Here is a 14,907-nt window from a genome sequence, read left to right on the forward strand (position 1 = left end):
GTTGAGAAGGCGTCTGGCCTTGGATTAGAGCCTTTCACCGTGCTATGATTCCCGTTCTGTTGACATGTCAATCATTGCGGTATCAAAAAATGGCCGTTCATACAGCCGCGCACCACTCCACGGGACAAGTGCTCCCGTTTCGCGAATCGCTGATGGCGATGTTGGGCATCTGTTTCGTGACCATGCTGGTCGCGCTCGATCAAACCGTGGTCGGCACGGCGTTGCCGACAATCGTCGCCGAACTCAGGGGCTTCGACCTGTACGCCTGGGTCGCCACGTCCTACTTGCTCACCTCTGTGGTCACCGTGCCTATTTTCGGGCGGCTCGGCGATTATTACGGTCGCAAACCGTTCGTGATTGCGTCAATTGTCGTGTTCACCGTCGCGTCCGCGCTCTGCGGCCTCGCCAATAACATGCTGTTCCTCGTGCTCGCGCGCGGCCTTCAGGGCATTGGCGGCGGCATGCTGGTCGGCACTGCGTTCGCCTGTATCGCCGATCTGTTTCCTGACTCCGTCGTGCGCCTTCGCTGGCAGATAATGATGAGTTCGGCGTTCGGTATTGCGAACGCAGTCGGTCCCTCGCTTGGCGGGATTCTGACGCAATACTACGGCTGGCGCTCCGTGTTCTACGTGAATCTGCCAGTCGGCCTGCTGTCGGTGTTTTTCGTCTGGCGCTTCCTTCCGCATCTTCGGCACGTCAAGCACGAAGGCAAGATGCGCTTGGACTGGCAAGGCGCAGGCCTGATCGCGATTGCGTTGGGCTCGCTGCAATTGTTCGTCGAAATGTTACCGAAGCATGGGTTATCGGCGGGTTCGCTGACGTTGCTGGCCGTGAGCGTTGCGTCCGGCTTCGCGCTGTGGAAATGGGAACGGCGCTGCGATTACGCCATTCTTCCCGTCGATATGTTCCGCAACAAGAGCCTGTCAGCGCTGTTCACGCTGTCGATACTCGGCGGTTTCACGATGTTTTCGCTGATGTTTTATGCGCCTCTGCTGTTTCAGGGCGGTTTTGGCATGTCGCCGAAAGACGCTGGCCTGATGATTACTCCGCTGGTCGTGTTCGTTACGATCGGCAGTATCGTGAATGGCCGGATCGTGACGCGTGTGAAGAATCCCAACGCGATGCTGTTTGTCGGCTTCGCGCTGCTCGCGGTGGCGTGTCTTGGCGTGGTGATCGCCACGCGCTCGATGCCGCGTTCGCTGTTGATGACGTTCATGGTGCTGGGCGGATTGGGGCTGGGTTTTGTCATGCCGAACCTGACCGTGTTCGCGCAACTGACCGCGGGGCGTGAGCATCTGGGGATTGCGACGGCGTTGCTGCAGTCGCTGCGCATGATTGGCGGGATGATCGGCACGGCGTTGACCGGGACGCTGGTCAGCCATCTGTACGCGAGCGGCGTGCAGCTTTCACTCGATAAAGACAGCGCCAGCCACTGGTTCAGCGACCTGAGCGATCCGCAGATCCTGATCAACCACGAAGCACAAACCACGCTGCTTTCGCAACTCGCCACCGCCGGTCATAACGGCGCGATGCTGCTGGAATCGGCACGCGAGTCGCTGGTCGCGGCGATTCACATCGGGCTCGCGGTGGCGGCGGTGGTCGCCGTGTTGGCCGTCTGGCAATCGCGTCGCGTGCCGCCGGTGCGCTTGAAGGGCGCGAAGATCGAACCGGCGGTCATGGCGGAATAAACTGAAGCGCGCAAAGGTCAGAGCACCACGGGTATGCAGGACTTGGAAACACGCAGCATCACATCAGTCAGCCGGGAACCAATCAGCATGGACGAAACGGAACGTATCGCCTTCATACAGCAGTTCGGACGCACTTATCGTGCGTTCATGCAGGCGTTCGAATCGCAGGTCGGCCAGCCGATGCCGCGCTGGCGCATCCTGCTCGCGCTGCATCAGCATGCGGGCGAGTTGTCGCAGAAGAGGTTGGTGGAGCGCCTGCGCGTGGACCCGGGCGCGCTCACGCGGCAGTTGAAAACGCTGGAGGCGCTCGGCTGGATTGCGCGCAGTGTCGATCAGCGTGATAACCGTGTATCGAACGTCATTCTCACCGATGCCGGCCGCGCGGTCACCGAAGCCGGCATGCCGCGTCGCAATGCGTTCCTGCACGATACGCTGTCGACGCTTCCCGACGACGCCGTGACGGCGCTCTCCGGCGCGTTGCGCGCGCTGGAGCAGCGCATCCAGGAAGTTGCCGCCGGAACCACTGAAGTGAACGACGCGAACCACCCGAACAACGCCGTTCCCGACGACGCCTAGAACGACGTTTCGATCACTTCCTTCACACGATACTTCGTGTCAACGACAAGAATCTGGCGCCATTTGTCGAAGGTCAGGCACGGGTGCGAGATGTCGAACGCGATCATGTCGCCGACCTTGATGTCGTCGCCCGGTTTGATCCGCAGGTACGCGTGCTGGTCCATCATGCCGAAGATTTCCCAGCCTTCGCCCGGCGCCACGTCACGCGGCCATTGCGTGCCGGGACGGAAGTGGCGAGCGGGTTCGGGCATGCCGGCGTCGAAGGCGGCATCGCGTTTCCCCAGGCCGATGATCACTCGGTCCGGCTCCGGAATCGACTGCACATAGGCCCACAATTGCAGCGCCGGTTTCAAGCCTTCGCCCATCTTCTTCGCAATCGGGTTGCGCGCGAAAATCTCGTTCTGAGCTTTCTTGTACACACCCACGTCGTGCGTCAGATAACAGCCCGGACGCAGGACCACTTCGATAGCGTCGCTATTCGCTTTCGCGAATTCATCGGCGACCACGTCGTACCACGCCGATCCCGCGCCCGACAGGATTGCCGGCTTGCGTTCGATCTTGCCGTCGGCGACCAGCGCGCGCGTCACGTCCACCGCGTGCTGCAGAAACGCCCGCACCTTCGTTTCGTCCTGCAGCACACCCTCGTATAACTCGACGCCAGTGAGCTTCACGGTCTCGGGCCAGCGTGCAATGGCTGCAAGCACCGCATCGCGCTGCGCGTCGTCGCGAATACCCGTTCGGCCGCCCGCCACGCCCAGTTCGAGCAGCACGTTGATTTGCTTGTTCACATCGCTGAAAAACGCGCCGAGCTGGTCGACGTTATCGGCGGAATCGACGAGGCAATGGAACTCGAAACTGGGATCGGAGAGCAATTCCGCGATCATGCCCATGTTGCGTTTGCCGACCAGCTGGTTTGCCATCAGCACGCGCTGCACACCGCCGCGATACGCCGCGCGCACTTGATGCGCGGTGGCGAGCGTAATGCCCCATGCGCCGGCTTCGAGCTGGCGTCTGAACAGTTGCGGCGCCATGGTCGTCTTGCCGTGCGGCGCGAGTTTTACGCCGTATTCCCCCATGAACGCCTGCATCCATTTCAAATTGTGTTCGATCCGGTCCGCATACAGCACCGCGGCCGGCAGACTCACATCCTCATCCAGCAAATTCCAGTCGAGACGTGCAGCATCCACGAGATGCACGCTGACACCCGGCACCATGCCGAGACCCTTGCCAAAAGGGTCGATTGTCGCGATTTGATAGTTTGTAACTTTCATGTGCTGCTACTCCATCGTTCGTTTGTATAGAGTCGGGGGCTTATTTGGCTGTACTCGATTGATACCGAAGTTGACGCGACAATGGTACAGAAAGTACGATGCCCGAGACATTGTTATTTAGTACCAAGCAGGACCAAGCATGCCAAAAGGGGTTTCATGAACGTTTCGTCCGAACCGGCTGCTTTCGACATCGTCGCCCGGATCACCGAGCGCGCGCCCGAATTGCGCACGGCAGAGCGCAAGGTCGCGGCGCTTATTCTCGACGATTTGACGGGTGCGTCGCGCGCCAGCATTGGTGCGCTCGCGAAAAAAGCCGAGGTCAGCATTGCCACTGTGACTCGCTTCGCGAAGGCCGTCGGGTGTCAGGACGTGCGCGAACTGAAATTGCGGCTGGCGCAGGCGGCGGCCGTCGGCCAGCGGTTCTTGCGTGGCGGCCCCTACGAGGACAACGACGCCGGCGCTCTCCCCGATTCGCTCGCTGCCCGTATTTTCGACGATATCCAGACCACGCTCGCCCACAATCGCGGCGCGCTGCGAGCCGCGCCTATCGCAGCCGCCGCCGATGCGCTCGCCGATGCACGGATGATCTACGTGTTCGGCATGGGCGGAGGCTCGACCGCGTTAGCCGATGAAATGCGATTTCGCCTGGTCCGGCTGGGGCGGCCGGTGGCGTCGTATCAGGATGGCTTGTTGCAGCGGATGGTCGCCGCGACGCTGTCGCGCGAGCACGTGGTGGTGGCGTTATCGGTGACGGGGCACACGCCCGAGATGGTGGAGAGTTGCCGGATCGCGCGTGAATACGGCGCGCGGGTGATTGCGCTGACTGCGCCCGTTTCACCACTGGCTCAACTGGCCGATTGGCTGATTCCGATCATCGCGAATGAAACGGACTTTATTTATAAGCCGTCGACGTCGCGATACGCCATGTTGATGGCCCTTGACCTGCTCGTCACCGAACTTGCCGTGAAGCAGGGCGATACGAGCCGCGAGCTTTTGCGGCGCATGAAACACGCGCTGGACGCGCATCGTGGCGGCAGCGACCAGCGTCAGCCTTTGGGCGATTGAGCACGCTCGGCCGACGCGTGAATTTTTAGGAGATGAAGCATGGCATCGGATAGTGAACACGTCGATACGCTGATCAAAGGTGCACGGGTGATCGATGGAACGGGCGCGCCGGCGGTCGAGCGCGATGTGGCGGTCAAGGATGGCCGGATCGTGGCGATCGGCGCGCTCGATGGCTGGACGGCCGAGAACGTCGTTGCGGCCGAGGGGCGTGTGCTGGCGCCGGGTTTTATCGATGTCCATACGCACGATGACACCCACGTCATCCGCTCGCCGCAGATGTTGCCGAAGATATCGCAGGGCGTGACGACGGTGATCGTCGGCAATTGCGGGATCAGCGCGTCGCCGGTGACGTTGAAGGGTGATCCGCCCGATCCGATGAATTTGCTCGGCGCGTCCGATGACTTTCAGTATCCGACCTTTGCCGCCTATGTCGATGCGGTGAACCAGGCGCGGCCGGCCGTGAACGTAGGCGCGTTGATCGGGCACACGGCGTTGCGGAACAACCATATGGACCGGCTGGATCGTGGGGCTTCTGCACAGGAAATCGACGGCATGCGCGTGCAGTTGGAAGAAGCGTTGTCGCATGGCGCGCTTGGCTTGAGCAGCGGTCTTGCCTACGGTTCGGCGTTCAGTGCGCCGCCGGAAGAAGTGATGGCGCTGGCGGAACCTTTGGCCAAAGCAGGCGCGTTGTACACCACGCACATGCGAACCGAATTCGACGCGATTCTCGAGGCGATGGACGAGGCGTATCAGGTCGGAAAGCACGCGCGTGTTCCCGTCGTGATCTCGCATTTGAAGTGCGCGGGGCCGTCGAACTGGGGACGTAGCACGGAGGTTTTGAAGTCGCTCGAGAAGGTGCGTGACGGCCAGCCGGTGGGATGCGACTGTTATCCGTACAACCGGAGTTCATCGACGCTCGATGTGAAGCAGGTCACGGGTGATATCGACATCACGATCACGTGGTCGGAGCCGCATCCGGAGATGGCGGGGAAGTTGATTTCCGCGATTGCGGCTGAGTGGGGCGTGACCCAGCAGGAGGCGGGCAAGCGCTTGCAGCCGGCCGGAGCGGTTTATCACAACATGTCGGAAGACGACGTGCGGCGGATCTTGTCGCATCCGGCAACGATGGTCGGTTCCGATGGTTTGCCGAACGATCCGTTGCCGCATCCGCGTTTGTGGGGCGCGTTTCCGCGGGTCCTGGGGCATTACGCACGCGATACGTCGCTGGTGCCGCTGGAGGAAGCGGTGCGGAAGATGACGGGATTATCGGCGCGACGGTTTGGCTTGCCGGAACGCGGCCAGGTGCGGGTGGGCTTTCACGCGGATCTGGTTCTCTTCGATGCCGACAAGGTTCGTGATACCGCGACGTTCGCCGAGCCTCGGCAGGTCGCCGATGGTATCGATGCGGTTTGGGTGAATGGCGTGCTTTCGTATCTCGACGGTGCGGTGACAGGGTTAAGGGCGGGGCATTTTGTGGCGCGTGGCGAGGGTTCCAGACTCGACGCGCAAGGGCATTTTTGATTTTCAGTCTTTTGTTCGGAGAGTTTTGAAATGAAGCGATATGGCGTGGAAGGTGGAAAGGGACAAGGCGGTGCGGTGATGCCGTTTTCGCGGGCAGTTGAAGCGGATGGGTGGCTTTATGTTTCAGGCCAGACGCCGATGGAAAATGGCGAAGTGATCGAGGGCGGGATCGTGGCCCAATCGCATAAGGCGATTCAGAATGTTTTCGCGATTTTGAAAGAAGCGGGCTATGGCGCGGAGCATGTCGTGCGATGCGGCGTCTGGCTCGACGATCCGCGCGACTTTGCTTCGTTCAATAAGGTTTTCAAGGAGTACTTCGGTGAGCACCCGCCGGCACGCGCTTGCGTGGTTTCATCGATGGTGATCGATTGCAAGGTCGAAGTTGATTGCGTGGCTTATAAGCAAGGAACTTAACAATCAAGCGCTGAACTGATTCTATATCTGGCATTGATGCGTCCTGCATTCATAAAAATGATGGTTTTCATAAACCCGGGGCGCGTCTCAATTTTTTGGGGTAACTTTTAAATAATTAAAGGCAATACTCGACATCAAATTAAAAAGCTCAATCGCGCTCGGGTCCATGTCGGGCGTCACTCATGTTCCGTTGGTTGCCCGTTACATCAGGCACCCCGGTATTTTGAAGCCGGGCGTTGTTCGAGCGCTTGCGACTTTTACTTTTACTGATCAGTAGGAGAAAGACGAGTCGGGCCAACGAGGCGCGATTGGCCCGCAACCGCTAAAACTGGCCGACCGCGTATTCTACTGCCGCGCCAGCCGCGCGTTATCCGGCAACGGCAGATTAAAATTGGTCCGGAATGGATTGATATCCAGCCCGCCACGCCGTGTATAGCGTGCATAAACCGCCAGCCGTTCCGGCTTACATTGCCGCATGACGTCGATGAAAATCCGTTCGACGCATTGCTCGTGAAAGCCGGTATGTTCGCGATAAGAAATGATATATCGCAGCAGTCCCGCGTGATCGATCGGCGCGCCGACATAGCGAATTTGCACGCTGCCCCAATCGGGTTGCCCGGTCACCGGGCAATTGGACTTCAGCAGATTCGAAAATAGCGTTTCATCGACGGGCGTTTCGCCAAACGACGCGCGCAATAGCGAAGGATCGGGCGAATAAACCTCCGCATCCAGATCCAGCCGATCCAGCGACAACCCTTCGAACTCCTCCATCTTCAGCTTCAAAGCAAACTCGTAAGGCGCGACAAGCTGGACAGACACGTTCGCGCCGCAAGTGGCGGAAACATCCTTGCGAATCGCAGCCCGAACCTCGTCGATGGAATCAAACGCCGTCTGCGAGAAAGATCCGAGATACAGCTTGAACGACTTCGACTCGACGATATTCGGCGATTCCGCCGGCACGATGAACGTCGCCACCGCGATCTGCGGTTTGCCCTTGCGGTTGAGCCATGAAAGCTCGTAAGCATTCCAGATATCGGTGCCAAAAAACGGCAACTGCGCGGTCACACCGATAGCCTCGCGCCCAGCAGCCCGATCGATGGGAAAAAGCAGCGTTGGATCGTACCGTTCGGTGTACTGGACCGGCTTGCCAAGGGAAGATTGTTCGGGTGTGTTCATGATGCGTTCGATATGCCACTCGGTACGTGTCCCGTCGCTGTCACGACGCGGGCAGACTCGCAATGGCCAATTTGGTCGTCGAAGAAAAAGTCGGGTTCGAACTCGGCCAGAAACGGACCTTTGTCCAATCCACCGAGGAACATCGCTTCGTCGATTTCGATGTTCCAGGCCATCAACGTCCGGATCGCCCGCTCGTGCGCAGGTGCTGATCGTGCCGTGACCAGCGCCGTGCGAATGCGCATCCGGGTAGTGTCGTGGCTGAGTTTTTGCAGCTTGTGCAGCGCTTCCAGCAACGGTTTCAACGGTCCGTTCGCCAAGGCCAGATCCTTCTTGCCGACCTCATGTTCCACAAACGCAGGCAAACCCTTGGCCTGGAATACCTGCTCGGCTTCGTCGGAGAAAAGCACGGCATCGCCGTCGAAAGCAATGCGAATTTCATCAGGATACCGGCTTGCGGCGAGCGGTGCCCGCGGCACGACCGTCGCGGCGGGGAAGCCGGCGGCGAGGGCATCGCGGACATCAACCGAATTGGCTGACAGGAACAACGACGCGCGAAACGGCTCCAGATACCGGAACGGCGATTCACCGCGCGTAAAGACACCGCGCTCGATCGCCAAGCCATGTTCCTTGCACGAACTGAACGCGCGCAAACCGCTGATCGGATCGCTACGCGACAAAATCACCACCTCCACGCGCCGCTCGCCAGCCACGTTCAGCGCAAGCAGTTTCTCGATCAACGAGAACGCAATGCCGGGTTTCGCCGGAACGTTCAGCCGTGAGCGCTGCAGTGCCTCGTAGTCGCGCAAATCGCCGGTCTCGTAGACTCCGTTCTCTTCTTCGAAGTCAAACAGCGCCCGCGATGAAATCGCGACCACCAGTTTGTCGTCCAGCGTGAAAGCCATGCGGGCGTCAGGCCAGGAACAGCTTGTAGACGGGGTTCGCGCCTTCGTCCCACCACGGATAACCCAACGTAGCGAGGAATTGCTCGAACTCGACGTTCTCCGATGCCGGCACCTGGATGCCGACCAGGATCGAACTCGTATCCGCGCCTTGGTTCCGGTAGTGGAACAGGCTGATATTCCAGTTCGGCGCCATCGACGAAAGGAATTTCATCAGCGCGCCCGGGCGTTCCGGAAACTCGAAACGCAGCAAGCGTTCGTCCTGCGCGAGCGGTGAATGGCCGCCGACCATATAGCGGATATGTTGCTTCGACAGTTCGTCGTGGCTGAGATCGACCGTAGCAAACCCGTGTTCGATAAACGCATTCGCCATCTGCACCGCTTCGCCGCGCGTCTTGATCTGCACGCCGACGAAGATGTGCGCGGCGTGGGCATCGGCGATGCGGTAGTTGAACTCGGTCACGCTACGCGTGCCGACCAGCTCGCAGAACCGCTTGAAACTGCCGCGTTCTTCCGGAATGGTCACCGCGAACACGGCTTCCCGCGCTTCGCCCACTTCGGCGCGTTCCGCGACAAAACGCATGCGGTCGAAGTTCATGTTTGCGCCGGACGTAACGGCGACCAGCGTCTGCGCTTCCAGCCCTTCGCGCTCGGCATAGAGCTTTGCGCCCGCAACCCCCAGCGCTCCCGATGGTTCCAGCACGCTGCGCGTGTCCTGGAAAACGTCCTTGATCGCGGCGCAGAGGGCGTCGGTGTCGACGGTGAGGACCTCGTCGAGCAATTCGCGGCACAGCCGGAACGTTTCTTCGCCAACGAGTTTCACGGCCGTGCCGTCGGCAAACAACCCGACTTCAGCCAGCGTGACGCGCTCGCCTGCCTCGATCGATTGCTTCATCGCACACGAATCGACGGCCTGCACGCCGATGACCCGGATCTCCGGACGCACCGCCTTCACGTATGTCGCGACGCCTGCCGCAAGTCCGCCGCCACCGATCGGGACGAAGATAGCGTGGATCGGTCCCTGATGCTGGCGCAGGATTTCCATGGCGACAGTGCCCTGGCCGGCAATGACGTCGGGGTCATCGAAGGGATGGACGAAGGTCAGGCCGCGTTCTTCCTGGAGCTTCACGGCGTGGCCGTATGCGTCGCTATACGATTCGCCGTGCTGGACGATTTCCACGGTCGGGCCGCCGAACGCGCGCATGGCGTCGATCTTGACCTGGGGCGTGGTGACCGGCACCACGATCACGGCTTTGCAGCCTAGCCGGGTGGCGGAATAAGCAACGCCCTGAGCGTGATTCCCCGCCGATGCCGTGATCACGCCGCGAGCGAGGACATCGGCGGAAAGCTGCACCATCTTGTTGTACGCGCCGCGAATCTTGAACGAGAACACCGGCTGGTTGTCTTCGCGCTTCAGGTAGACCGAGTTGTGCAGCCGCGCCGATAAATTGCGCGCGGGTTCGAGCTCGCTTTCGCGGGCGACATCGTAGACGCGCGCGGTCAGGACTTTCTTGAGGTAATCGGGGTGTGTCATTCCGGGGCCGTTCGCGCGGCTGTGCGCGCCATTTTTGAAAGCGAAAGCGTCAATAATAGCGCAGGGGCTCGCTGGTGCTCGGGTTTCGGCCTTTATAGCGGCGTTGACTCCGACCACAGACCCTGGAAGTCGCAACCCGACATCGATCTTGGCCGGGTAGTCCGAAACCGCCAGCAACAAGACATCAACCCCGACCGCCACGCCGTGCACTCCAGCGCCAGGCGAAAAATCCAGCCGCTAGCGAAAAAACCACCAAAAATCCGTCGAAAATTGGCATGCACAAAGCCCTTCAACCCGCTACCGGGTGCGAACGACAAACATCCTGATGGGTTAGAATTCGCTTTTCGATACAGGATCGGAAGATGCAACGGCAGTCCCGGACCGGCTTTTTGACGCATGTTCCCCGCGACGCTCTACGTGAGTGCTGCGCGCTCTGCTGCGCTACCCACGCGGCTTCGGAACGGCATGCGCGTCATCAGCGATCGTGGCGCTGATTCCGGTACCTCCGAAGGTTTTGCATCCGTTCGCCAACCCCTGCCGGCGAGCACCTTCACATAAAAAGTATCACTCGAAAATCTGCGCTTCCCCGCGCAATGCCGGCTATCTTGCTGCTTTTGATCTCATCGTCAGCACAGGCGCCGGCTCACCGAACTGTCGAATATGAACGCACCCCAAGCCTTCGATCCGAACGGCGCCGCGCATGCCGTGGCCCTGGATACCGAGCCGCGCCTGCGCGAAATTCCCTATAACTACACGTCGTTTTCCGATCGCGAAATCGTGATCCGTCTGCTGGGCGAGGAAGCCTGGGCCGCGCTCGCGGTCCTGCGCAGCGAGCGCCGCACTGGCCGCTCGGCACGCATGCTGTACGAAGTGCTCGGCGATATCTGGGTCGTGCGCCGCAATCCCTATCTGCAGGACGATCTGCTCGACAACCCGAAACGACGCGCATTGCTGATCGAAGCGCTGAACCATCGGCTGAGCGATATCGAAAAGCGCCGGAAAGCGGATCTGTCGCAGCATCAGGATGATGCCGGCCGGGATCGCGCAGCGCGTGTGGAAGTGCTGATCAGCGCCGCCTGCCGCGCGGTGGAGGATTTCAAGAAAGAGTTCGAGCAGACCTACGATTTGCGCAAGAAGGCGTCGAAGGTACTCGGGCGCGTGACCGAAAAGGACAACATCAAGTTCGATGGCTTGTCCCGCGTGTCCCATGTGACCGATGCAACCGACTGGCGCGTGGAGTACCCGTTCGTCGTACTGACGCCGGATACCGAGGCCGAAATCGCCGGCATGATCAAGGCGTGTTTCGAACTCGGGCTGACCGTGATTCCACGCGGAGGCGGCACGGGTTACACCGGCGGCGCGATCCCCTTGACGCCGTTCGCGGCCGTCATCAACACCGAGAAACTCGAACAACTCGGTCCCGTCGAAATGACGGATCTGCCGGGCGTCGATCATAAGGTTGCGACTATTTTCTCGGGCGCGGGTGTCGTTACGCGTCGTGTAACGGAGGCCGCCGAGCAGGCCGGTTTCGTTTTCGCCGTGGATCCGACGTCGCTCGACGCATCGTGCGTCGGCGGCAATGTCGCGATGAACGCCGGCGGCAAGAAGGCCGTGCTGTGGGGCACGGCACTGGATAACCTCGCCTGGTGGCGCATGGTCGATCCGCAAGGCAACTGGCTTGAAGTCACGCGCCTGGATCACAACTGCGGCAAGATTCACGACATCCCGGTGGCGCGTTTTCGGCTCGACTGGTTCGACGGCTCGCGTGCGCCGGGCGAGAAATTGCTGCGCACGGAATCGCTCGATATATCCGGCAGCAAGTTCCGCAAGGAGGGGCTTGGCAAGGACGTGACGGATAAATTCCTGTCAGGTCTGCCCGGCGTGCAAAAGGAAGGCTGCGATGGTCTGATCACGTCGGCGCGATGGATCCTGCACAAGATGCCCGCGCATACGCGCACCGTCTGCCTCGAATTCTTCGGTCAGGCACGCGATGCGATTCCGAGCATTGTGGAAATTAAAGATTACTTGTTCGAGACATCGAAGAAGGGCGGCGCGATTCTCGCCGGCCTGGAACATCTCGACGAACGTTATCTGCGCGCCGTCGGTTATGCGACCAAGAGCAAGCGCAACGCGTTTCCGAAGATGGTGCTGATCGGCGATATCGTCGGTAACGATCCGGATGCGGTGGCTCAGGCCACGTCCGAAGTCGTCCGCATGGCGAACGGCAAGAGCGGCGAAGGGTTTGTCGCGGTGAACGCGGAGGCGCGCAAGCGTTTCTGGCTTGATCGCTCGCGCACGGCTGCCATCGCAAAGCATACGAACGCGTTCAAGATCAACGAAGATGTTGTGATCCCGCTGAACCGCATGGGCGAGTACACGGACGGGATCGAGCGGATCAACATCGAGTTGTCGATCAAGAACAAGCTGCAACTCGTCGACGCCCTCGAAACGTTCTTCAAGAACGGCAAGCTGCCGCTCGGAAAGAGCGACGACGCCAACGAGATTCCAAGCGCCGAGTTGCTCGAAGATCGCGTGCAGCAAGCGCTCGATCTGTTGCAGCGAGTGCGTGAACGCTGGACGTTCGTCGGCGAAAAGCTGGATATGCCGTTGCGTGAAGCGCAGCACTATTTGGTTCAGCTCGGCTACGAAGGGTTGGCCGAGAAGATGGCGGATCGGGTGGATTCGCAACCGGGCGTTCGCGTATTCGATGTAGCGCAGGACCGTACGATCCGTGTCTCCTGGAAGCAGGAAATCCGCGCCGAACTGCGCCACATCTTCAACGGCGGCGAGTTCAAGCCGATCCTCGAAGAAGCGCAGAACATCCACAAGACGGTTCTGCGGGGCCGCGTGTTCGTCGCACTCCACATGCACGCCGGCGATGGCAACGTCCACACCAACATTCCGGTCAACTCCGACAACTACGAGATGCTGCAGGACGCGCACGTCGCGGTCGCACGCATCATGAAGCTCGCGCGCGACCTGGATGGCGTGATTTCGGGCGAACACGGCATCGGCATTACGAAGCTGGAATTCCTGACCGAAGACGAAATCGCGGAGTTCCGCGAGTACAAGCAGCGCGTCGATCCCAACGGCCGTTTCAACGCGGGCAAGCTGCTCGCGGGCGCCGATCTGCGCAACGCCTACACGCCGAGCTTCGGCTTGATGGGCTACGAGTCGCTGATCATGCAGCAGTCGGATATTGGCGCGATCGCGGATTCCATCAAGGATTGCCTGCGTTGCGGCAAATGCAAACCGGTCTGCGCGACGCACGTGCCGCGCGCCAATCTGCTCTACAGCCCGCGCAACAAGATTCTTGCGACATCGCTGCTGGTCGAAGCGTTCTTATACGAAGAGCAGACGCGCCGCGGCGTATCGATAAAACATTGGGACGAATTCAACGACGTCGCCGATCACTGCACCGTCTGCCACAAGTGCGTGACGCCGTGCCCGGTGAAGATCGATTTCGGCGATGTCACCATGAACATGCGCAACCTCCTGCGCAAGATGGGCAAGAAGAAGTTCAACGCGGGCAACGCGGCCGGCATGTTCTTCCTGAACGCGACGAACCCGCAAACCATCAACCTTGCCCGCACGGCGATGATGGGCGTTGGCTACAAGGCGCAGCGGCTTGGCAACGAGGTGCTAAAGAAGTTCACGAAGAAGCAGACGGCGAAACCGCCGGCAACGGTCGGCAAGCCGCCGGTTACGCAGCAGGTGATCCACTTCATGAACAAGAAGATGCCGGGCAACCTGCCGAAGAAGACGGCGCGGGCGCTGCTCGACATTGAAGACAACAAGATTGTCCCGATCATCCGCAATCCGAAGACGACAACGTCCGACACGGAAGCGGTTTTCTACTTCCCGGGCTGCGGCTCGGAGCGGCTGTTTTCACAAGTCGGCCTCGCCACGCAAGCGATGTTGTGGGAAGCCGGCGTGCAAACAGTGTTGCCGCCGGGTTACCTGTGCTGCGGTTATCCGCAACGCGGAGCGGGACAGTTCGATAAAGCCGAGAAGATCGTCACGGATAACCGCGTGTTGTTCCATCGCGTGGCCAATACGCTGAATTATCTCGATATCAAGACGGTGGTGGTGTCGTGCGGGACGTGCTACGACCAACTGGCCGGATACGAATTCGAGAAGATCTTCCCGGGCTGCCGGATCATCGATATCCACGAATTCCTGCTCGAAAAGAACATCAAGCTGGAAGGCGTGGCGGGCACGCGCTACATGTATCACGACCCATGTCACTCGCCGATCAAGACGATGGACCCGGTCAAGCTGGTGAACGAGCTCATGGGTTCGGCGAACGACGGCTACAAGATCGAGAAGAACGACCGATGCTGCGGCGAATCGGGAACGCTTGCCGTCACGCGACCGGATATATCGACGCAAGTCCGCTTCCGCAAGGAAGAGGAAATCCGCAAGGGCGCCGCGAAGTTGCGTGACATTCCGCTGCTCGCCGAGGCGGGCGCGAACGGCGTCAATCTGGCGAACGCGTCGGCGGGAACGGCGGGTGCTGCGCCGGGTTCAGTGCTAAAAGCGAGTGATGCCCAATCGACCGGAACCGATGTCAAGATCCTGACGAGCTGCCCGTCCTGCCTGCAAGGTTTGTCGCGCTATAACGAGGACGCCAACATCGAGGCGGACTATATCGTCGTGGAAATCGCCCGCAAGGTACTCGGCGCGAGCTGGATGGAAGATTACGTCGCGCGCGCTAACGATGGCGGTATCGAGCGCGTGCTGGTGTAATAGCGGAATCGGGG

10 protein-coding genes are annotated in these 14,907 nt (G+C 60.3%); 6 read left to right on the forward strand and 4 right to left on the reverse strand.

Annotation, left to right across the window (positions count from 1 at the left end; genetic code table 11):
- Positions 1-89: 89 nt before the first annotated feature.
- Both M0D69_RS08265 and M0D69_RS08270 read left to right on the forward strand, forming a co-directional pair.
- Positions 90-1,688: an MDR family MFS transporter gene (locus tag M0D69_RS08265; RefSeq protein WP_301781550.1), complete on the forward strand. Its 1,599-nt coding sequence runs from the start codon at positions 90-92 to the stop codon at positions 1,686-1,688.
- A gap of 87 nt (positions 1,689-1,775) precedes the next feature.
- Positions 1,776-2,264 (forward strand): MarR family winged helix-turn-helix transcriptional regulator, encoded by a 489-nt coding sequence (locus M0D69_RS08270; protein ID WP_301781551.1) that lies wholly within the window; start codon positions 1,776-1,778, stop codon positions 2,262-2,264.
- On the opposite strand, the gene M0D69_RS08275 is transcribed toward M0D69_RS08270, so the two are convergent.
- Complete coding sequence (locus M0D69_RS08275) at positions 2,261-3,535, reverse strand: amino acid deaminase (RefSeq protein WP_301781552.1); 1,275 nt, start codon at positions 3,533-3,535, stop codon at positions 2,261-2,263. The genes M0D69_RS08270 and M0D69_RS08275 overlap by 4 nt on opposite strands.
- Positions 3,536-3,691: 156 nt before the next feature.
- Here M0D69_RS08275 and M0D69_RS08280 point away from each other — a divergent pair, with 156 nt between their 5' ends.
- Genes M0D69_RS08280 through M0D69_RS08290 form a run of 3 tightly spaced genes read left to right on the forward strand, consistent with a single transcriptional unit; the run spans position 3,692 to position 6,535 of the window.
- Entirely contained in the window at positions 3,692-4,600 is a 909-nt protein-coding gene (locus M0D69_RS08280) for a MurR/RpiR family transcriptional regulator (RefSeq protein WP_301781553.1), read from the forward strand.
- A gap of 39 nt (positions 4,601-4,639) precedes the next feature.
- Positions 4,640-6,121 carry an amidohydrolase family protein gene (locus M0D69_RS08285; RefSeq protein ID WP_301781554.1) on the forward strand — a complete coding sequence of 494 codons (1,482 nt, stop codon included), beginning with the start codon at positions 4,640-4,642 and terminating at the stop codon, positions 6,119-6,121.
- A gap of 30 nt (positions 6,122-6,151) precedes the next feature.
- The gene (locus M0D69_RS08290) at positions 6,152-6,535 is read left to right on the forward strand and encodes a RidA family protein (RefSeq protein ID WP_301781555.1); all 384 of its coding nucleotides are present in this window, start codon (positions 6,152-6,154) and stop codon (positions 6,533-6,535) included.
- 345 nt (positions 6,536-6,880) lie between these two features.
- Here M0D69_RS08290 and queF read toward each other — a convergent pair whose 3' ends face one another.
- From queF to ilvA, 3 genes are read right to left on the reverse strand one after another with little or no spacing between them, the layout of a single operon-like run.
- Complete coding sequence (queF, locus tag M0D69_RS08295) at positions 6,881-7,711, reverse strand: NADPH-dependent 7-cyano-7-deazaguanine reductase QueF (RefSeq protein WP_301781556.1); 831 nt, start codon at positions 7,709-7,711, stop codon at positions 6,881-6,883.
- Positions 7,708-8,613, reverse strand: a complete 906-nt coding sequence (locus tag M0D69_RS08300; RefSeq protein ID WP_301781557.1) for a 5'-nucleotidase — start codon at positions 8,611-8,613, stop codon at positions 7,708-7,710. Before M0D69_RS08300 ends, queF begins: the two co-directional genes overlap by 4 nt.
- A 7-nt stretch (positions 8,614-8,620) precedes the next feature.
- Positions 8,621-10,144 carry a threonine ammonia-lyase, biosynthetic gene (ilvA, locus tag M0D69_RS08305; RefSeq protein ID WP_301781558.1) on the reverse strand — a complete coding sequence of 508 codons (1,524 nt, stop codon included), beginning with the start codon at positions 10,142-10,144 and terminating at the stop codon, positions 8,621-8,623.
- A 660-nt stretch (positions 10,145-10,804) separates the two neighbouring features.
- Here ilvA and M0D69_RS08310 point away from each other — a divergent pair.
- Positions 10,805-14,893, forward strand: coding sequence for a DUF3683 domain-containing protein (locus tag M0D69_RS08310; protein ID WP_301781559.1), 4,089 nt, complete (start codon positions 10,805-10,807; stop codon positions 14,891-14,893).
- The last annotated feature ends 14 nt before the right edge of the window (positions 14,894-14,907 follow it).

The organism is Caballeronia sp. SEWSISQ10-4 2 (assembly GCF_030464885.1).
GTDB lineage: Bacteria > Pseudomonadota > Gammaproteobacteria > Burkholderiales > Burkholderiaceae > Caballeronia.